Raw genomic sequence first — 20,881 nt, forward strand, 5'->3', positions numbered from 1 at the left:
TCCGTTTGCGTTTCAGATTAACCGCTCAGGGTCGAGCGAAGCATGTTGATGCACATTTCATATGGCACCGACTCTTTCATCGACTGTTGCAGGTAGGCATCCAGTTTGGGCTTATAACTGAATGCCTGATCGATCCCCTGATCCGTGCCCGGTTTATAGGCACCAATCGACACCAGGTCCTGGTTCTTGCGGCAAATCGACAGGATCTGGCGCACGGCTTTTGCCATCAGCATGTGCTCTTCACTGACAATCGCCGGCATCACCCGACTGACGGAGCGTTCGACATCTATCGCCGGATAATGACCGGCATCTGCCATTTCGCGCGACAGCACCACGTGACCGTCAAGGATCGCCCGCGAGGCATCGGCGATTGGATCCTGCAGATCATCCCCTTCCGTCAGCACGGTAAAAAAGGCCGTGATCGATCCCTGATGCTCGCCCCCGTTCCCGGCGCGTTCAACCAGCGCCGGCAATTTGGCAAACACCGACGGCGGATACCCTTTGGTCGCCGGCGGCTCGCCGACAGACAGGGCGATTTCCCGCTGGGCCTGCGCAAAGCGGGTAAGTGAATCCATCAACAGCAGCACGTCCAACCCCTGATCGCGGAAGTACTCGGCGATAGTCAGGGCCGTCTGACAACCTTTCAGACGCATCAACGGGGATGCATCAGCCGGGGCCGCCACGACCACCGCCCGCTGGCGCCCTTCGACGCCCAGGATTTCATCGATGAATTCTTTGACCTCACGGCCCCGCTCGCCAATCAGTCCCACCACCACCACTTGGGCGGTCGTTCCCCGGGTCATCATCCCGAGTGTCACCGACTTGCCGACCCCGGAGCCGGCAAACAGGCCGATTCGCTGGCCTTTACCAACCGTCAGCAGGCCGTTGATCGCTTTCAGTCCAACGTCCAATGGCTCTTTAATCGGCTTACGGGTGAGCGGGTTGATCGGATCGGCGTTAAACGCGGCCCGCTCGGCAGTGTAAATATCACCTAAGCCATCGAGCGGGTTGCCGACGCCGTCGATCACCCGCCCCAGCAGTTCCGGCCCGACCGGCAGGCCATTGTTTTGCAACACCGGGGTGACTCTGGCCCCAGGCATAATACCGGTGAGCTGCTCGCTGGGCATCAGGAATAAGGTCTCCCCGGAAAAGCCGACGACTTCAGCCTCAATATCCCCGCTGAGGGTTTCCACCCGGCACAGGCTACCGACCGGCGCCCGGCACCCGACGGCTTCCAGAGTCAACCCGACCACCCGAACCAGGCGACCTGAGGCCACCGGCCGACAGGCCAGATTTTCTGTTTTGTAACGGCCCAGGCGCTCGGCCAACGTGGCTGCCATTACTGGCCTCCGGTACTGTGCTGGCTATTGGCGCCCTGAAACTGTTGCAATAGATGGCGGATCCGATCCTCGATCAGGTAGTCCACGCTGGCATCACCTGACACGACCTGCAGGTCGCCACGGTTGAGCGATGGCTCAGCCTGAAGCGTCCATCGACGCTCCGCGAGATTGTCTGCGCCGTAGGCATCTTTCACTAACGTTAAATCGTCTGGGTGCAGGTTCATTTGCACCTTTCGACCGGCAATCGGCAGCGCGCCCATTACCTCACGAATGGTGTTTAATATAATTTGAGGGTTGGTTTGCACTTCAACCCGGATCAGCTCCCGGGCCAAGCTGGTGACCAATGACACCATTTGCTGTTCAACTTCAGCATCCACCTGCTGCAACGGCATCGCCAGCTGTTCAATCAGCGAAGTCAGATGCGATACCTGCTCGGTAATTTGTGACTGGCCCTGCTCCAGGCCCTGAGCCAGCCCCTGCTCAAACCCTTCCTGGTGACCGGAGACCAGACCGGCTTCATGCCCGGCCTGTAGCCCTTCGGCATGACCGGTAGCCCGGCCTTCGGCCAGCCCTTCTTCGTAGGCCGAATGACGGATTTCTTCGAGATCGGCTGCCGTCAACGGCGGCGGGTCTTGCTCTTCCGGCACTTCTTCCAACTCGGGATGCCACTGCGGATCGTAGTTCAGGGCGTTATCCACCGGCCCCTGCTGTTCATCGGCATAATCCGGGTATGCCCAGCGCTCAAGCTCCTGAGCCTGGTGTTCAGACACCCGCAAAAAGCCGCGACGGCGTTCAAGACTCATAGCCGCTCCTCAGGACCACGTCCCGATAACATCCAATCATTACAGGAATTCATCCGCGCCGCCTCCGGTCAACATCAGTTCACCGGCATCAGACAAGCGACGGGCAATCGACAGAATTTCTTTCTGCGCAGCTTCCACATCGGAAACGCGGATCGGTCCCATCGCTTCCAGATCGTCCTGCAGCATTTCCGCAGCCCGCTTGGACATATTGCGCAGAATTTTATCACGCAGCACATCGTCGGCCCCTTTGAGGGCCTGTTGCAGTAGATCTTGCGGCACATCACGCAACAAGGTCTGTATCCCGCGGTCATCCACTTCAGCCAGGTTGTCAAAGACAAACATCAGATCGTCGATCTGGGTCGCCATATCTTCATCGGCTTCACGGATTTGCTCCATCAACAACCCTTCAACATTGTTGTCGAGGTAGTTCATGATCTCTGCCGCCGCCTTCAGGCCGCCAATCTTCGCCGCCTGGGCACCGGCCTGACCGGCAAACTGTTTCTCCATGATGTCATTCAGCTCATGCAGGGCCGCCGGTTGGACTTCTTCCAGGTTGGCGATCCGCATCATCAGATCAAGACGGGTCCGCTCCGGAAACTGAGCCAGGATTTCCGCTGACTGCTCCGGCTCAAGATAAGACAACACAATGGTCTGGATCTGCGGGTGCTCATTGAGAATAATGCTGGCCACCTGGCGCGGATCCATCCACTTCAGGGAATCCAGGCCGCGCGAGCCGCTGCCCATCAGGATTTGATCCACCAGGTTATTGGCTTTGTCTTCACCCAGGGCTGCCACCAGGGTATTGCGGACGAAGTCTTCGCTTCCCATCCCGATACTGGTGTATTTCTGGATATCTTCCAGGAAGTGGCGATGCACCGCCGAGACTTTTTCCTGGCTCAGATCAGACATGGAAGCCATCACGCTCCCCACCCGCTGGACCTGTTTCGGCTCCAGATGGCGAATAATACTGGCCGCATCCTGCTCGCTGAGGCTCAGCAAGAGGATGGCCGCTTTGTCGGCCCCGGTCAGGGACGACACATCGAATTTTTTTTCTTCCGTTGTTGCGACTTCGTTAGCCATCTTCGCTTACCCAACTTTTCACAACTTGCGCGGCCAGATCCGGCTCATTGGCCACCAGGGCCCGCACCGCTTTCAGCAAATCTTCGTCTTTATGCAGATTCGGCAAATCAAGCGTACTACTGCTCAGTTCCAGTCCTTCGACGCCATCGAGCTCGGCGCCGATCAGATCCACGCCGTCTTCGCCCAGACGCCCAATCGGCATGCCATTTTCATCCAACGGCGTGCCATCCGGGGCCTGATTCGGATACAGCAGCTTGCGCATCGCCGGGCGGACCAAGACCAGAACCACGACGACAATCACCAGGGCAGCTGCCAGCCAGCGGATCCAGGTATTGAAGTTCGGATGTTCCCAAATTGGCAGATCCGGCACCACCTGCTCCTCAGGCATCGCGAACGGCACCGAAATCACTTCCAGCATATCGCCCCGACGCTCGGAGAACCCGACCCCGCCTTTCAGCAGGCGGGCAATTTTCGCCAGTTCAGCCTCACTGACCGGCACCCGGGTGATCTCGCCGGTTTCCGGGTTGGTGATTTGCTTGTAATCAACGGCGACCGATACGGTCTGGCGATTGACGATCCCAGTCTGCGCTCGCTTGTGACGAATGGTCGTGTCGAGCTCAAAGTTCCGGGTCGATTCCCGGTGAACCGAGCCATTGCTCGAACCTTTGCCCGCTTGCATTTCCGCAATGTCCTGCGGGATCGACGAATCTGCCGGCGGCTGGTTACTCAGCGCCCCCGGGATGCCGGCCACCACATGGCCGTTGTTATAATCTTCCAGCGTATATTCGCTTCGGGTCGACGGCGTGGTCGGGTCGTACTGCTTGCGGGTTTCTTCGATCGCACTGAAATCCAGCGACACATCGACCTGCGATGTATAGTTGCCCAGCCCCAGCACCGGGATCAGAATCGCGTCAATTTTCTCCCGCAGCGCCTGCTCTTGCTTGCGCTCGAGCTCATATTCTTTACGCTGCGCCGCCGCGCTCGGGTCTTCGGTGCCTGAACTCAGCAGACGCCCGTGTTGATCGGTCACCGTGACCCGGGTCGGTCTCAGGCCGGGCACCGCGGTCGCAACCATATCCACAATCGAGTCGACTTCTTCCTGGCGCAAGCTGCTGTTGGTGCCCAGGGTCAGAAACACCGAGGCCGAAGCTTCCTGGTTATGCCGCACGAACACGCTTTGCTTCGGCATCGCCAGCAACACCTGGGCTTTACGCACCTGGCGGATTTGCTCAATGGCCCGGGCCAGCTGACGCTCCCGGCTCAGCTTCAGTCGCTCGCGTTCCAGACGCTGAGATACCCCGAATCCCATATCCTGCAGCAGGATCTCATCACCTTCGGCGACATTGTTATTCAGGCCGGCTCGGCTCATTTCCAGCTTGATCGACGAGAATTTGTCTGCCGCGACCCGGATCGTATTACCATCGAGGGTGTATTCGATCTTTTTCTGATCAAAATGATCCAGGATCGGAATGAGCTCCTCGGTTTCAAACGTCCCGAGCGGCCGCATTTCCGGCTCTTTGATCCAGACCACGACCAGCACAATCAACGCCACACAAATCGCGATCGACAAAACCAGGATCACCTGACGCAATAAGTCCAGGTTCCCCAGCAGGCTATCGACGCGACCGGCACTTTTTTCCTCGGCATCCGGGTTTTGCAGCTCCAGCTCGGAGTCGGTCACTGCCGGCGGAGGCGCATTACCGGCAACCGCCAGCTCGTGGTTTGAAGATGATTCCGACACTAACTATTTCCTGACCTTAAACCGGCATGTTCATCAGTTGCTTATAGGCGTCCACCAGCTTGTTGCGAACCTGCACGGTTGCTTCAAAGGCGACGCTGGACTTATTCCGGGCAATCATGACATCTGAAAGGGACACGCTGCGATCGCCCTGATCGAAACGTGTGGCCAGTTCGCCAGAAGCGGACTGCAGTTGATTGACGGTTTTAATCGCATCACCCAGGACCGCGCCGAAGTCTGCGCTCACCTGCTGACCGGTTGCCGGACGCGACGTATTCTGGGCTTCCAGTTTCATCGCCTGCATTTCTGCCTGAAATCCGTTAACTTTCATGATATTCCCCGTTCAGTCAAAAAAGTGTCACCGCTTTAGATGCAGTGACGGATTTTATTCATTTGAATTCGTGTTGCCTAGTCTTCACGTCGTCTCGTGAAACAAAGAGCAAGCTTACCGCCAGTGCAAGCGGATAACCCAGCCTCAGCGCAGTTTTTCCTTAAACTGGGATCTCGATTCCAGCATCGCGCATCTTTGCCAGCTTATAACGCAGCGTGCGCGGGCTGATCCCCAATTTCTCCGCAACATCCTTGCGCCGACCTTCGCAAGCGCGGATCGTATCGAGGATGATGGCAAACTCCTGCTCGCGCAGCTCTCCCCCCAACCCTTCGACACCGGATGGGATTTGCAGCGGCTCGATCGTCGGCACTGGTGACGTCAATTCTACCGCGGTTTGCAGGCTTTGTGCATCCAGCCAATCCAAACCTTCCAATAAAATATGTTCGCTTTCAATTCGGTGGCCATCGGCCAGGATCAACGCCCGCTGGATCACGTTATCCAGCTCCCGCACATTTCCCGGCCAACGATATTGCTGGAGCTTTTGAATCGCGCTAGTACTCAGCGCCGGGACCGGCAGTCCCTGCTTCATGCAATGGCGCTCTGTCAAGTAACCGGCTAACGGGGCAATATCGCCGACGCGTTCGGCCAATGCCGGCCACACAAGCGGAAAAACATTGAGGCGATAATACAGATCTTCGCGAAAGTGCCCTTCCGCCACATATTGCTTAAGATCCCGGTTACTGGTCGCCAGCACCCGGACATTGAGCTTGATACTCTTGCGGCTGCCGAGCCGCTCGACTTCCCGCTCCTGCAACACCCGCAGCAGTTTAGCCTGCAGGTTCAAGTCCATCTCGCTGATTTCATCGAGCAGGATCGTGCCGTCCTGCGCCTGCTCAAACTTGCCGGGACAAGCCTGGACGGCGCCGGTAAAGGCGCCTTTTTCGTAACCGAATAGAGTCGCTTCCAGCATATTATCCGGAATCGCCGCACAGTTTATGGCCACAAAGGGTCCATCCCGGCGCTCAGAATGTTCGTGAATATAGCGGGACATCACTTCTTTACCGGAGCCGCTTGGCCCCAGCACCATCACGCTGGCGTCGGTTTTTGCGACTTTCTCTGCCAAAGCCAGCAGCTTCTTCGACTTTTCATCCTCGGCAATGGCGTGGCTGGATTCGCTCTTGACCGGAGCATAGCGGCTGACCATGTTCAACAGTACTTCCGGCGCAAAAGGCTTGGCCATATAGTCGATGGCCCCTTCTTTCATCGCGGACACCGCATCTTCAATATTGGCGTAGGCAGTCATCAGCAACACCGGCAGCTTCGGCCAGTGTTGTTTAATGCTGCGCAGCAAGCCCAGACCATCCATGCCGGTCATCTGCACATCGGAAACCACGATATCGACCGGCTCAGATTTCAACAACAGCAATGCCTGCTCGGCACTGTCCGCTTCCAGCCATTGGTAGCCGGCCAGGGCTAACGTATCGACCAGCGCCTCACGCAGCCCTTCATCATCTTCGACGACCAATACACGGCTTTGATTCATCACGACTCTCCAATTGCTTGTTGTTGATGGGTTGTTGCGGCATCAGCCTGCGCCGACGTGCCTGCCAGGGGTAAAGTCAGGGTGAAACAGGCGCCCTGGCCAGGTTCGGACTCAAGAGACAGTTGCCCTTTATGGGCGGTTGCCACCATCTGGACCACAGCCAGCCCTAACCCCGTTCCCTGCTGGCGGGTGGTAAAGAATGGCTCCAAAATTTTTGCTTGCATCTCCGGCGCGATCCCCGGCCCGTTGTCGGCAACGGAAATCTGCACGGCCTCTCCCTGCTGCCGACAATCCAACACGACCCGGCACTGTTTTCCGGACATCTGAATGGCATTGGTGATTAAATTCCCCAGCGCGCTGGCCAGGGCATTGGCGTTGCCGAGCAGGGTCAGGCTTTCGTCTTCGCAATCAATACTGAAATCGACCTGGTTGGAGACAACCTGAGCTTCGACCATGGTATCGAGTTCATTCAGCAAACTCTCCAGGGTAAAGGTGGCGACCACCTTATTGTCTCCGCCCTTTGCAAACAAGAGCATATCATTAACCTGCTTTTCCAGATCATGCAGGCGATCAACTAATTTGGTCTGAAACCGCTGCCGGGTTTGCTGGTTCAGATTCGGCGCCGATAAATTGGCGGCGTACAGCATGGCACTCGAGAGCGGGGTCCGCACCTGGTGCGCCAGCGAAGCGACCATTTTACCTAAAGAAGATAACCGCTGCATTTCACTGATCCGCGATTGCAACAGCCGGGTTTCCGTCATGTCGGTAATAAAAATCAGCTGACCGCTGTCCGTGGCTGAAATGGCCAGTTTGACTTTCCGTCCGCTGCGCAACGAGACCTCATGGCCGTCATCGTCCTGTGGGGCGAATGCCCGCTGGATGACGGAAAACCAACGCTCCCCGACCAACGGCTCGCCGAGCAAGCGCCGGGCTTCCGGGTTCGCTTCATCCACGACGCCAGTCGAATCGAGAAAAATGACGCCGGACGGCATGACGTCCAGAACCTGCTGATAGCGGCTTACCTGCTGGGTGAGCGTACCGGATGGTGGAGCATTGTCAGCCATGAGTTCCCTGATAAAAACGCATAAAAACACCAATCAAGCATGTTTTATGCCAAAATAAATTGCATCTTATCAATGGCTTGGCGAAAAGAAAAGAAAGCAGGCAGTGTCAAGAAGGTGACACTGCCTGCGATAGAGAGGAAAATTAGCGCAGGTCGTCTTTATTCAGACCATATTTGCGCATTTTTTCAACCAGCGTGGTCCGTCGCATGCCGAGCATATCTGCCGCGCGGGCAACCACACCGGATTGAGCCTCCAGGGCCTGACGGATCATGTCGACTTCCAAGTCAGCCAGCATTTCTTTCAGGTTGACCCCTTCCGGCGGCAGATCGCTCATTCCGGCATGCTCATCCTGATCGACATAACTGGAAGCGAACATGTCGGCCAGGGCGGCCCGCTCCTGATCTTCCGTCGACAGAAAATGATCTTCCGGCTGGAACTCCGGTAAATCGTTATAGCGATACTTCATCGGCAGATGGTTAACGTCTACCATCTCACCCGGATACAGGATGATCAGGCGCTCAACCAGATTCGCCAGTTCACGCACGTTGCCCGGCCAGTCGTGCTCCATCAGGGAGGTAATGGCACGCGGCGTAAAGTGGATCAGCTTCGCCCCTTCGGCTTCCATCCGCGCCAGCAACTCTTGCAACAGCAACGGAATATCGCCGATCCGCTCGCGCAGCGCCGGCATCTCAATCGGGAACACATTCAGGCGGTAATAGAGATCTTCGCGGAACGTATTATTCAGGATCATCTCGTCCAGATTACGGTGCGTTGCCGCAATGATCCGGACATTAACCTTGATGGTATCGTTGCCCCCCACCCGCTCGAAGCAGCGCTCCTGCAAGACCCGCAGAAGTTTTACCTGCATCGGCATCGGCATATCGCCGATCTCATCCAGGAATAGGGTGCCGCCTTCAGCCAGTTCGAAACGCCCCTTACGTGCAGAAATCGCCCCAGTGAACGCGCCTTTCTCATGGCCGAACAGTTCGCTTTCCAGCAATTCCGGCGGGATCGCGCCACAGTTGACCGGCACAAACGGCCCTTTGCCACGGGAAGAATGGTAGTGAACATTACGGGCCACCACTTCTTTTCCGGTACCGGACTCACCCAGGATCAACACGCTGGCATCCGTAGAGGATACCTGTTCAATCAGATGACGGACCTGGCTAATCGCATCGCTGCGACCCACCATACTGCGGAATAAGGTGTTTTTCCGACCCAACTGCGGGACCTGAAATGCCCGCTTGCCGAGGAATTCCTGGCAATGGCGTAGCGCATCAGACAGCTGGCCGTAATATAACGGCAACTCCAGTTCACCCACATAATTGGGTAACCCCGCCAGCTCTTCGGCATGACATGATAATGCAATGACAGGAATATGATTATGGACTCTTAACTCATCCAGAATCTTTTTCAGGGTTTTCCCATTACTTACTTTTCCCAGTAAACAGGCACCCCATTCCTTTTCCCAAAGCGAATGATCAACCTCAGCAGCCGACACAGCTTCGTGTTGCTCACCAACAAAATTCAAGATGACACTGAGGTCATGACGGTGCTGTTGGTCGTCATCAATAACGAGGGTTTTTGCTAAACCTTGCATAGGAGAGATATTGCCTGCCTTTATAGGATTTTCTATTCTATGGCTTTTATACCAAATTGAGTCATCAGCAGAGCCACTGATCTTCATTCAATTGGGTATTACTGAGGAACAGCAACCAAAAGTATTGGCGACCATTGTAATAAAAGCACAGGATAAGGCAACCGGGGACACGCAAAAGCTGTGACCCCAGTACAAAGGAAAGTGTAGATCAAGGCATTGGTGGTGGTATTTTGACTATCCAAGCGAGCAGCCAATAACCAATACCCTGGTTTGGGAAACGGCGGGACTAGACGTCAAGCTGCGTCATGTTGTGATATTCAGCTGGAATTTGATCCCAAGCGGATTTAATTTCCCGCAGCATGTCGATCACTTCGTCGATCGGCGCGTCCAGGTTCTCCTGGTTGGCTTTGTAGATCTGCTGGATCATATAGTCATACAGCGCATCCAGATTCACCGCAATCTCAGCACCATCTTCCATCGACAGACAGCTACGCAGACTGATCACAATATCCAGCGCCTTACCCAGACGTTCGCCTTTCATCGCAATATTGTTCTGACCCATGGCCGCTTTGCCCTGGATCAAACGCTCGATTGCCCCGGCCATCAGCATCGAGATCACACGGTGGGGTGATGCCGAAGTTAACTGACTGTCTACAGATACACGCTTGTAAGCCTGTAGTGATCCTCTCATTGCCATTTTTCTAACCTTACCGAAATGTATTGTAAATCTGCATCGAGCGTTGCCCGTGCTGTAGTCGCTGTAGCTGCCCTGCCGATCGCTCTCTGTGTTGGCGAATCCGGTCAAGTAAGCCCGACGTGCGTTCTACGGCAGCCCGCCACTCGTTGTGTTCCAAGTGTTCAGGCGCTGCCATGAGTTGTTGTAACAACTGATGACGCTGCTGAAGCAATTGCTGCAATTGCCCGGCATCAACTTCCCCGTCTGTTGCCAGAAGTGCTTCTAATTGATCATCAAGCTGTTGTAATCGCTGCATGGGTCACCTCATTCATCCGGCCATCAGGACGGCAGCATGCTCATCATTGAGCTGAGCTGACCTTTCATGTCTCCCATCGCCTTATCCATGGCCGTAAATTGATCATGCACCCGCTTCTGGACACTGTCCATCCGGCGATCCAGCTGCTCCTGCTCACTGTTGAGCGTCATCCGCTGTTCATTCAGGCTGTCTTGTCGCCCTTTGATACTCCCGGTGATCCCGGTATGCGCATGGATCAGATCTTCCACCTTACGGGCAAATCCTTCTCGACTGGAAAAAAACTCACCGACATCGGCAAAGTTCTTTTCCAATTGGCGATCCAGCAGATCATAGTCAATCTCAAGCTGACCCTGCAGTGTGGTGGTGATCCCCAGCTCACTCAGGGTCTTGATGCTCTCCGGCGCACCTTCAACCGGCGACGAAAACACCGTACGCAATTGGCTGTCGATGGTCCGGATAATACTATCGCCCACCAGCGGGCCTTTGTCCTGAGTTTCCGGATCAAACTTAGCCAGCTCCTGGGACGTGGCATAGAACTGATTGTAGGCATTAACGAACTGCTCGATGGCGCCGCCCACCGCATTGCGGTCATAAGCGACATCCACGACCACCGGCTTGTCCTGAGGCAGACCGGATTCATCCCGATGCGTCAGCGCCTGCAGGTTGAGATCAACCCCTTTAATGGCATCTTCAATGGTGTTGGTATCGCTGGTCACAACAGCCAGCCCGTCAATCACCACTTTCGCATCCCCTGCCGCCTGCATCTCCCGCATCGAGTTGATCTCGTTGTTGGGGTTAAACCCGAATTTTTGCAGGGTGCTGGCCATCGGGGCATCCACCCGGACCTTAATGTTGTTCTGTTCGCCGCTTTTATCCGCCGACAACACCAGACGTGCGCCGGCGTCGTCCTGAATCACCGACGCCATCACCCCGGTATTTCCGGGATGGCGGTTGATCAGCCGAACCACATCGAGAATCTTGCTCTCATCTTCCGGGATGTCGACGTTAAACGCACTGGCGCCAAGAGAGATCGCCAGTTTTCCGGCGCCTATTTTTTCTTTGTCGTCAAAGGTCCCGGAGACAATCTTGTGCGACTGTGCCAGTTGCTCAACCTTCACACTGTACTTACCGGGGAGCGCCTCATGCGACGCACTCGCCGTCAGGACTTCCGGCGTATCCGTGCTGACCGTCCGCGCCGATAAAGAGTGATTGCGACGAAAGTCTCCCATCAGGTACTTCATGTCGTCCAGAGCACCCTTGAGCTTTCCGTAGGCACTGATACTGACATCAACATTGTCGCGGCGTTCGTTAATACGCGCTTCTTTCGGTGCCCGCTCCGCCTCGACAATTTTGTTCACCATGCTGTTAATGTCGAGACCGGAAGCCGTCGCGGCTGCGCCTATGTTCATTACCACCTCTATCGATATCGCATCAGACTTTCGTCATGACCAAGCCTCCCGAATGATGTGCCAACTTTCGCGACAGCGACAACATCTCTTCGTCAGGAATTTGGCGAACCACCTCTCCGGTACGCTTATCGTAAATCGTGACCACATTCTTACCTGACTCTTCATCAATCCGAAATGCCAGGCCTTTATTGAACGTCGTCCCTACAAATTCTTCAATCCGCGCCACCACCTTCTCCAGTTGCTCCCGCTGCAGTTGATGCTGCTGCTCAGCTTTGCCGGACTGCTCGACCCGCCGGACATCGCTTTTACCGCTGTCGCTGCTGGTGGTGATCGGTGCACTGGCGACCGAGGCCGCTGGGATTTCTGGGGATTGACGCTTGGAGTTATTAGCAAGACTTGTGCCAACAGAAGCATGGGTGCCATTCTCGGGGGAACGGGAGAGAAGTGAAGAAGTTGAAACAGATTTGACATCCATATTCGTTCACCTTCTGAAAGCAGAAAGCGGCAAGGGGGCAGCCCCTTGCCGCTTTCAGAGGGATTAGCCCAGCAGGCTCAGTGCGGCCTGAGGTGCTTGTTTGGCTTGCGCCAGGATAGACGTTGAAGCCTGTTGCAGGATTTGGTTCTTCGTCATGTTCGTTGTTTCTTTCGCGAAGTCGGTGTCACGGATACGGCTGTTCGACGCATTGACGTTTTCGTTCACGTTGTTCAGGTTGTTGATGGTGTGGTTCAGACGGTTCTGAGAGGCACCCAGCTCAGCACGGTTTGAATCCACATACTTCATCGCGCCGTCCAGAATGGCAACGGCTTTCTGAGCACCACCAACAGAGGTCACGTCAATCTCAGACACCGTGGTGTTGGCTGCTGTACCGGCAATCGTGGCATCAACCGCAGCACCTTTGCTGTCGGTCATCGCGATACCGCCTGTGGCAACGCCAACCGTCCCTTCAGCGGAGAACAACTGCAGTTCACCGTCTTCAGAAACCGAAGCATTGATTTTGTCATTCTGGCCATTGATCCGGGTGGCAATTTCTTCAATGTCATCGCCTTTCACAAGCCCAACATCGACTGCTGTTGCGTTACCGGCAGAGTCGGTCACGGTCAGTGAAATTGCGGTATCGGCATCCAGGGTGGCATCTGCAGCGACTTTTTTGTCGGAAACCAAAATGCTGCCGCCCATTTTCGTTTCGTCAGAACGGATGTTGTTGAAGTTCATTTGAACCGCTTCACCCGAGTCAGCACCCACCTGGAATGAACGAGAACCGAAAGTCCCGTTCAGCAGCTTGGTCCCACCGAAAGAGGTGGTTTCTGCGATACGGTTCAGCTCGTCGTTCAGCGCGGTCACTTCTTCCTGGATCGAGTCACGGTCTTCCTGAGAATTCGAGCCGTTAGACGATTGCAGGGCCAGGTCACGCATCCGTTGCAGGATATTCGTGGTTTCCTGCATCGAGCCTTCTGCGGTCTGCGCCATTGAAATACCATCGTTGGCGTTACGAACGGCCACATCCAGGCCACGGCTTTGCGTCATCAAACGGTTCGAGATCTGCAGACCCGCAGCGTCATCTTTTGCACTGTTGATTTTGCTACCAGTTGCCAGGCGCTCCATTGAGTTTGCGGTCGCGTCAGTCGCCTGACCCAGGTAGCGCTGAGCGGTCATTGCAGAAACGTTCGTATTTACTGTAACTGCCATAGTGTCTCTCCTTTCCTATTCATCATGGCTTGACCAGCTCAGCCGGAAAAACCTTGTTATTCTGTGTTCATGAGTTGTAACGGCATGGATTGAAAAACCTTTAAGCTTTTTTTGGAATTTTTTTGCGGTCGCTGAGAAATGTGATCACGCGCGGGAAAATAACTGCGGCGGTTCCTCAAGTCCGGCGAAGATGTGGGCCCTTGTTCAGATCCCAAGGGATTGATTCACAGAAAATCGTGTCGCGAAATACAAAAACGGCAAGGGATTGCCCCTTGCCGTTTTTGTAAAAGGTATGCCTCGCGTCTGCGCGGAAACTTACTGCAGCAAGCTCATCGCCGCCTGCGGCACCTGCTTGGCCTGGGCCAAGATAGACGTCGACGCCTGTTGCAGGATCTGGCTCTTCGTCATTTCGGTGGTTTCCTTGGCAAAGTCGGTATCGCGGATCCGACTGTTCGAGGCCGACACGTTCTCAGACACATTCGCCAGGTTATTGATGGTATGACCCAGACGGTTTTGCTTCGCACCCAGATCGGCGCGCTGGCTGTCGATATACTTCAGCGCCGCATCAATGATCGGCACCGCGTGCTGTGCGCCGCCGACGGTTTCCACATCAACCGAAGCCACGGTGACATCTTTCGCCGCGCCCATTGCCATGGTGGTCTGCGTGCCGTCTTCATTGTTCATCACCACACTGCCTGATGCCATGGCAACCGTACCGTCACCGGAGAAGAGCTGCAGCTGGCCTTTTTCATCGACGGATGCATTGAGCTTGTCATTCTGACCATTGATGCGGGTCGCGATTTCTTCGATGTCATCGCCAGCCACCAGCGTCACATCGACGTTCGTTACATTGCCCAGGCTATCGGTGATACTAAACTGGACTGGGGTATCGGCGCTCAGCTTCGCATCGGCCTGGATCGGGGTGTTGGACTGCAACAGACTGCCGCCCATTTTCTCGTAGTCGGCACGCACGCTGTCCATCCCCATGATGATGGCTTCACCGGAATCGGCACCGATCTGGAAAGCGGCTTCACCGAAAGTGCCGTTGAGCAGCTTGCGGCCACCAAAAGCGGTCGTTTCAGCAATCCGGTTCAGCTCGTCCTGCAGGGCGTTCACTTCTTCCTGGATCGCCACACGGTCATCATCTGAGTTCGCGCCGTTGGCTGACTGCAGGGACAGATCCCGCATCCGCTGCAGGATACTGGTTGATTCTTGCATTGCCCCTTCCGCAGTCTGGGCAATCGAGATGCCATCATTGGCGTTACGCATGGCAACATTCAGACCACGCGTCTGGGCAACCAGACGGTTCGAGATTTGCAGACCTGCCGCATCATCTTTTGCGCTGTTAATTTTGCTACCGGTCGACAGACGCTCCATCGATGTACTCAGGTCACTCGTTGCTTTGCCCAGGTAACGCTGCGCCGTCATGGCAGAGACGTTAGTGTTCACGGTTACAGCCATTTTGCTCTCCTTTGACTTTCGCTCTTGGTTGGCGAAACAGCCTACCCGCAACAATCGGAACAAAGACCTTGAAGCGGGGCCAGCTATAAGTTGTAAATCATATCGGCAACATCAATGCCGAGAATTCATAATCGTAATCTTATTAAGCAATCATCATGCCAAAAATAATTCCTTTTGATATCAGCAAAATATGCCTTTTTGTCGCTCTGTCTTGGCCAAAGCGGCAAGCCCGTGCCAGTTCAGTTGCCACTTTGCCGAAACTTTGCCGGAAGCCGCGTTCATCTTTTGCCGCCAGCACCCGCAATCCTGCTGTACTTGGTTCTTTGCACCCGCCCCGATCAATCGGATCAGATGTAGTTAAACAAGTTTAAATCTTTGGTTTTGGCAAAGGCCTGCTGGGATGCCTGCAACGCCATCATGTTTTCATTCAGTTCAATCACCGCAGTGGCGTAATCCAGATCTTCCAGGGTTCCGCGGGCCTGCTTCATCACGATCCGGAAATCCTCATGCATATCTTCCTGGCGATCTAAGGTTTGCAGCCGGGTTCCGATTTCTGAGCGGGCCCGGTTGATATGCTTGAACCCTTCGGATAACTCGGCTGCAACCTGGTGCAGCTCGGCAGACGCAGAAGCATCGGACACGCTGCGATCCGACAGCTCGATTCCGCGGCGAAAGGCATCAAACACGTTCACTTTGTCCTGGCGGGACAAGTCGATCACATCGCCGTTCTTGATTTCCCCGTCGATGTTCACCTGCAAAGTGCCCCATTCAATCCCTTTGCCGGGTTCGAACGGTGCACTGCTGACCACCGCACCATTCTGGTACAGCTGGTACGATGTCCCGGACGGCGAGGTCGTGAACTCCACCCGATAGGCGGACTGATCGGCATCGTTGCTGTTGGTTGCCTGCGAGAGCAGCAACATCGAGCCTTCCTGCAACTGATAGTCCGGCTGGTAATTCCCATACGGATTGGAAACTTCCAGGAACAGTTTGTCACCGGCATCATTCATCGGCACTTCCACGGCCGGCGCCACCTTGGCCATGCGCTGGTAGCTGTCACCGACATAACTGACATGACCGTTGTTATCGCGGAAAAACGGCTGCTTGCTGTACTGCGTTCCGGCAAACACGTAGTTCCCGGACTCATCCTGGGTGTTGACCAGGTTCATAAACGAATCAAACAGCCCCTGCATATCCTGTTTGTGTGCGATGCGGTCATCACCGGACAAGGAGCCGTTCACCATCATCATCGACTTGCGCTTGGCTTCATCGAGCAGGTTTTCAACCTCAGTGATCGCGGTTTCTTCATTGTCCAGCCGGTTCCGGGCCAGGGTGATCGACTTCAGCGATTGTTCAATCTGGGTATTTTGCTGATCAAAATTCTGAATATAAATGGAGGAGACCGGGTCGTCTCCGGCCGTCAGCAAGCGCTTGCCGGAAGCCAGCTGCTGCTGGTTTTCCGCCACTTTCACCTGCTGGCGATTCATGTCATTGGCTACCGACTGATAATTATGGAAGCTGGCAATTCGGCTAATCATGATCTGTCAGTCTCCCTAGCGTGAAGCATTCAATAAGGTGTCAAACGTTTCGTTGGCAACGGTCATGATCCGGGATGAAGCCATATAGGCTTGCTGGAACTTCATCATGTTTGCCGCTTCCTCATCGAGGTTGACCCCGGCAATTTCTGCCACCCGGCCCTCGGCCGCATCTTTCTCCACCAGCCCGACGTCTTTCAGGCGCGAGGCTGAGGCCTTCTGAACGCCCATCTCGGTATTCAGCCCCTGATAGACATCAATCACGGTGGAGCGGCCATTGTCCATGAATTTGTCCGCTTGCAGATTCTGCATCCTGATCAGGTTACCGTTGTCCCCGTCCGCCGCATTGAGGTTCACCGCAAACAGATCGCCTCCCGCAGCACCCGGCCCCAGCGTGAAGCCATTGCCGCCCACGAGCACTTCCCCAGACGGCGGATAGGGCTGCGGCGGCTGCAAAATATTGCCTTGCTTATCCAGCACGGCAAACTGGCTGGCATCCGGCGACACCGCCACCTGAAATTCCTGCAATCCCCCGGCGCGGGTCACGTTAAACTCTGCGCCACCCTGGATCTGGCTGGCAGAGCTTAAATAACTCTGGGCGGCAATGCCGGCCGGATCGGCCAGGGTCATGCTGATCTCTCCGGCCGCCGAACGGGTCGGCCGCAGCACAACCCGCTCCCCGGCTTTCATCGGCGCATCTATTTCCACCCGGAAGCCATCCATCGAAAATGCCGCCGGGTTGCCGCTTGGGATCACCGTCTGGCGGCTGCCATCCGGCATCGCCAGGGTGTGCTGGCTGCCATCAAACGTCAGGCCATATTCGCCGATTTTGATCCGGCTGAGATCTTCGACATAGACTTTCAGATCCGCATTCGACCCCGCCGGGAGCATCACCCGTGCCGCTGCAACCGCCGGATCGTTGACATCCCGAAACATGTGCTGGCCGACCTGCCCCTGCAAATCCAACCCCTGCTGCTGAAGTTCGTTCACTGAATGGGAAAAACCGATCGCAATCCGCCCGATCTCGTCCATCGCATGGGTCAGCGTTTCATCACGAAATTGAAACAAGGCGGCCATTTTCCCGCCGATACCATCATTGTTAATGGTTTTCAGCGATTTTCCTTCTACAATCGCCAATTGGGTCTGTTGCGGATCCGGTTTGCCGCTGACCATACGCAGCTCACTGGATTCCGTTCCGGAAACCAGGGTATGACCGCTGCCAATCATGACATTGAAGCTTTCGTCATTCTTACGGGTCACCGTGACCTTGGTGTATTCAGACAGCTCATTGATCAAGCTCTGATGGCGATCCAGCAGATCGTTGTCGTGGCCGGATGCCGGCGTTTTCACCAGCGCTTTGTGAACATCCACCAGCTCCCGGGCAATGTCATTGACCCGGTTCAGGGTGCGTGACAGGATTTCGTTGGTTTCCGATTGCTGACGCGCGAGAATGGTGTAGTTGTCATTCAGACCAGCCGCCACCATCTTGCCTTTTTCCAGCACCACTTTGCGCGAGCCGATATCATTCGGGCTGTCGGCCAGCGCTTTCACGGCGTCATACCACTGGTTCATATCTTCCGGGATTTTCTTGGCACTGTTGGCCAACATGTTATCCAGTCGGCCCAGTTGGCCTTCCCGCTCCATGGCATAGCTCAGATTAGTGGTGGTCAGGTTCAGTTCGTTGGTGGCAAACTGATCAAACCCGCGGCGAACTTCTGCCGCATGAACCCCGGTGCCGTATTGGTTCCCCCCCCACCAAATCGGATCATTGGCTTGCTGGACCACAGACTGACGGCTGTAGCCTTCGGTATTAACATTGTTAATGTTATGGCTGGTGGTATTGAGCTGCCGTTGAGCAGTCATCAACCCCTGCGAGCCAAGGTTGAGCAAGTCAAACCCCATGGATCCTCCGTCACTGAGGGGGTGAGTATCATCTGGAGGTTAACAAGCAAGAATCGCGCCACATGAATAAATCATTACTAATCAATTGATTTATATCGACTTTCCAAATGAAGTGAGTGGCGTGTGACGCTGAAAGGCAAGAGTTTGCCGTTCCGGTTCGGGCGGTTGCCGAGGCTGTTCGGTTCATTTATGCGTGCTGCGGCGCTCAACGTCGCAGCCCTTCAGGCATCCGGCAGCAACCCGGTTATTTCATCAAGCGTTTGACGGTATCCATCACGCTGAGAACTTTATCGGAATATTTGGGGTCGGTGGCATAGCCGGCCTGATGCAGGTTGCGGATAAAACGGACCGGATCTGCCGGCTGCTCCAGGGCCTGCGAGTAGCGCGGGTTCTCATTGAGGAAGCGAACATAATCATTAAAGCTCTGCTGATAGTTGTCATAAGAGCGAAACGCCGCAGTCTCCTGCACCGGGATCCCGTTGTGGAACTCCAGGGTACTGGTCGCGACCTTGTTACCCGACCAACGCGGATCGGCCTTAATGTTGAACAAGTTATTGCTGTTTCCGGCCGCATTGCGGATCACCTTCTTGCCCCAGCCGGTCTCCAGCGCGGCTTGCGCGATCAGCACCGATGGATCCGTGCCTAAGGCATGGGCGGCCTTTTCCGCAAAGGGCCGCATACGGGTCACAAAATCTTCCGGAGAATGAAACTCAGGCTCAGGGGCCGCCATTTTCCGGGGCGGTAGCGGCGCGGTAAAAGTCGCAGGTTGCGTTTTTTGCATCAACGACAGCGCATCATCCGCGGCTTTTTCGATCAGGGCTTTGTCCGCAAGCATCGCTTTATCCACGGGCATCGCTTTGTCCGACTGGCGATCCGCCAGCGGCTTCGGCTCCGGCGGCCAGTTCAGCGGAACTTCCTTGGCTGCTTCCCGAAACGCCGGCTCATCGGCAGACACCGCCTGATCTTCCACCCCGCCCAACTGCGCAACAATCAGATCGGCCAGCCCGAGCGATCCGGTGGTGCTGAGTTCACTGGCCAACTGCTCGTCGCGCATCTGCTCGAAGAACTTGGTGTTATTACTACTCATTAAATCCGACTCGAATGCCTCGTTCGCCTGACGCATGGATTTAAACAACATCTGGGTGAACAGCGCCTCAAACTGCTGCGCCGCACCACGCAATGAGGCACTTTCGTCGTTGTTAATCCCGGCCCGCAACCGTTCCAGGTTGGAGATATCATGAATAAAGCCCGGATCGGTGGTCTTCATAGTCATAAACCTACAGTCAGTAGCGCTACAGTTCTTGGAGAAAAGGTTTAAATAATAATCAACTGGCCTTCAATGGCCCCAGCCTGTTTCAGGGATTGCAAAATTGCCATCAAATCTGACGGCGCCGCACCGACCTGGTTCACGGCCCGGACCAGCTCATCCAGTGTCACACCCGGCTCGAACTTGAACATCCGGGAATCTTCTTCCTCAACACTGATGTCCGAATTCGGAACCAGCACAGTATTGCCGCCGGAAAATGCATTCGGCTGGCTGGCCGTGAGGTTTTCCTTGATCGTTACCGTCATCCCGCCATGGGTAATGGCCGCCGGTTTCAACCGGACATGCTGGCCGACCACTATCGTGCCGGTACGCGAGTTGACAATAATTTTGGCCGAGCCGTCTGCAGGCTCGAACTCGAGATTCTCAATGGTCGCCAGAAATGCGACCCGCTGGCTGACATCACGCGGCGCCCGTACCCGAACCGACGTGGCATCGACGGCAGCAGCCATCTGCGGCCCGAGGAACTGGTTCACCGCGTCGGCCATCCGCTGGGCGGTCGTGAAATCGGACTCCAGCAGGTTAAAGGTCAGAAAATCCCCGCGGCCAAACGGATTCGGGACTTCCCGTTCCACCATGGCCCCATTGGAGATATTGCCGACAGTCGGTGTATTGCCGACGATCTTGGAGCCATCGGCCCCCTCGGCACTAAAACCCCCGACTACCAAACTCCCCTGCGCGATCGCATAGACTTTACCATCCAGGCCTTTAAGGAAGGTTTGCAGCAGGGTTCCGCCCCGAAGGCTCTTGGCCGAACCGATGGAAGAGACCGTAATGTCGATGGTCTGCCCCTGCTTGGTAAACGGTGGCAAGGTTGCATTCACAGCGACTGCCGCAACGTTCTTGGTTTTCGGCTTGGTCCCCGCCGGAAGCTGAATGCCAAAGTTTTGCAACATGGCATTAAAGCTCTGATCGGTAAACGGCGTGGTTTCCCCGGTGCCCGGCAAACCAACCACCAGGCCATAACCCACCAGTTGGTTACTGCGCACGCCGGCAACCTGCGCCACGTCTTTGATCCGGGCCGCATGTGTCGGCATCGCCAGCAGCAGGATCAGGCCCATAAACATTGTCG

Annotated in this window: 19 protein-coding genes; all 19 read right to left on the reverse strand. The window is 55.5% G+C overall.

Annotated elements, in window-relative coordinates; all coding sequences use genetic code 11:
- Positions 1-17: 17 nt before the first annotated feature.
- Positions 18-1,340, reverse strand: a complete 1,323-nt coding sequence (gene fliI / locus VV869_RS09345; protein ID WP_337734688.1) for a flagellar protein export ATPase FliI — start codon at positions 1,338-1,340, stop codon at positions 18-20.
- Positions 1,340-2,143, reverse strand: a complete 804-nt coding sequence (gene fliH / locus VV869_RS09350) for a flagellar assembly protein FliH (protein WP_337734689.1) — start codon at positions 2,141-2,143, stop codon at positions 1,340-1,342. The genes fliI and fliH overlap by 1 nt, the downstream gene beginning before the upstream one ends.
- A 39-nt stretch (positions 2,144-2,182) precedes the next feature.
- A complete protein-coding gene (fliG, locus tag VV869_RS09355) occupies positions 2,183-3,223 on the reverse strand; it encodes a flagellar motor switch protein FliG (RefSeq protein ID WP_337734690.1) in 1,041 nt (346 codons plus the stop codon).
- Entirely contained in the window at positions 3,216-4,964 is a 1,749-nt protein-coding gene (gene fliF, locus VV869_RS09360) for a flagellar basal-body MS-ring/collar protein FliF (protein WP_337734691.1), read from the reverse strand. Before fliF ends, fliG begins: the two co-directional genes overlap by 8 nt.
- A 16-nt stretch (positions 4,965-4,980) precedes the next feature.
- Positions 4,981-5,292 (reverse strand): flagellar hook-basal body complex protein FliE, encoded by a 312-nt coding sequence (gene fliE, locus VV869_RS09365; RefSeq protein WP_337734692.1) that lies wholly within the window; start codon positions 5,290-5,292, stop codon positions 4,981-4,983.
- Positions 5,293-5,452: 160 nt separating this feature from the next.
- A complete protein-coding gene (locus tag VV869_RS09370; protein ID WP_337734693.1) occupies positions 5,453-6,835 on the reverse strand; it encodes a sigma-54-dependent transcriptional regulator in 1,383 nt (460 codons plus the stop codon).
- Positions 6,835-7,899, reverse strand: a complete 1,065-nt coding sequence (locus VV869_RS09375) for a sensor histidine kinase (protein WP_337734694.1) — start codon at positions 7,897-7,899, stop codon at positions 6,835-6,837. The genes VV869_RS09370 and VV869_RS09375 overlap by 1 nt, the downstream gene beginning before the upstream one ends.
- A gap of 142 nt (positions 7,900-8,041) precedes the next feature.
- Positions 8,042-9,499: a sigma-54 dependent transcriptional regulator gene (locus VV869_RS09380; protein WP_337734695.1), complete on the reverse strand. Its 1,458-nt coding sequence runs from the start codon at positions 9,497-9,499 to the stop codon at positions 8,042-8,044.
- A 286-nt stretch (positions 9,500-9,785) separates the two neighbouring features.
- Entirely contained in the window at positions 9,786-10,190 is a 405-nt protein-coding gene (fliS, locus tag VV869_RS09385) for a flagellar export chaperone FliS (protein WP_337734696.1), read from the reverse strand.
- Positions 10,191-10,206: 16 nt separating this feature from the next.
- The gene (locus VV869_RS09390) at positions 10,207-10,491 is read right to left on the reverse strand and encodes a flagellar rod protein FlaI (RefSeq protein ID WP_337734697.1); all 285 of its coding nucleotides are present in this window, start codon (positions 10,489-10,491) and stop codon (positions 10,207-10,209) included.
- Positions 10,492-10,514: 23 nt separating this feature from the next.
- Complete coding sequence (fliD, locus tag VV869_RS09395; RefSeq protein WP_337734698.1) at positions 10,515-11,900, reverse strand: flagellar filament capping protein FliD; 1,386 nt, start codon at positions 11,898-11,900, stop codon at positions 10,515-10,517.
- A 22-nt stretch (positions 11,901-11,922) separates the two neighbouring features.
- Positions 11,923-12,375 (reverse strand): flagellar protein FlaG, encoded by a 453-nt coding sequence (locus VV869_RS09400; RefSeq protein WP_337734699.1) that lies wholly within the window; start codon positions 12,373-12,375, stop codon positions 11,923-11,925.
- A gap of 63 nt (positions 12,376-12,438) precedes the next feature.
- Positions 12,439-13,587, reverse strand: a complete 1,149-nt coding sequence (locus VV869_RS09405; protein ID WP_337734700.1) for a flagellin — start codon at positions 13,585-13,587, stop codon at positions 12,439-12,441.
- 315 nt (positions 13,588-13,902) lie between these two features.
- On the reverse strand, positions 13,903-15,048 hold the full coding sequence (locus VV869_RS09410) for a flagellin (protein WP_337734701.1): 1,146 nt from the start codon (positions 15,046-15,048) through the stop codon (positions 13,903-13,905).
- Positions 15,049-15,190: 142 nt separating this feature from the next.
- Positions 15,191-15,346 (reverse strand): hypothetical protein, encoded by a 156-nt coding sequence (locus VV869_RS09415; RefSeq protein ID WP_337734702.1) that lies wholly within the window; start codon positions 15,344-15,346, stop codon positions 15,191-15,193.
- Between the two features lie 49 nt (positions 15,347-15,395).
- Positions 15,396-16,586: a flagellar hook-associated protein FlgL gene (gene flgL / locus VV869_RS09420; protein ID WP_337734703.1), complete on the reverse strand. Its 1,191-nt coding sequence runs from the start codon at positions 16,584-16,586 to the stop codon at positions 15,396-15,398.
- Between the two features lie 15 nt (positions 16,587-16,601).
- The gene (flgK, locus tag VV869_RS09425; protein ID WP_337734704.1) at positions 16,602-18,485 is read right to left on the reverse strand and encodes a flagellar hook-associated protein FlgK; all 1,884 of its coding nucleotides are present in this window, start codon (positions 18,483-18,485) and stop codon (positions 16,602-16,604) included.
- 244 nt (positions 18,486-18,729) lie between these two features.
- Positions 18,730-19,752 carry a flagellar assembly peptidoglycan hydrolase FlgJ gene (gene flgJ, locus VV869_RS09430; protein WP_337734705.1) on the reverse strand — a complete coding sequence of 341 codons (1,023 nt, stop codon included), beginning with the start codon at positions 19,750-19,752 and terminating at the stop codon, positions 18,730-18,732.
- Positions 19,753-19,799: 47 nt separating this feature from the next.
- Positions 19,800-20,876 (reverse strand): flagellar basal body P-ring protein FlgI, encoded by a 1,077-nt coding sequence (locus VV869_RS09435; protein WP_337734815.1) that lies wholly within the window; start codon positions 20,874-20,876, stop codon positions 19,800-19,802.
- Between the last annotated feature and the right edge of the window lie 5 nt (positions 20,877-20,881).

The sequence above is a fragment of the Photobacterium sp. MCCC 1A19761 genome (assembly GCF_037389125.1).
GTDB lineage: Bacteria > Pseudomonadota > Gammaproteobacteria > Enterobacterales > Vibrionaceae > Photobacterium.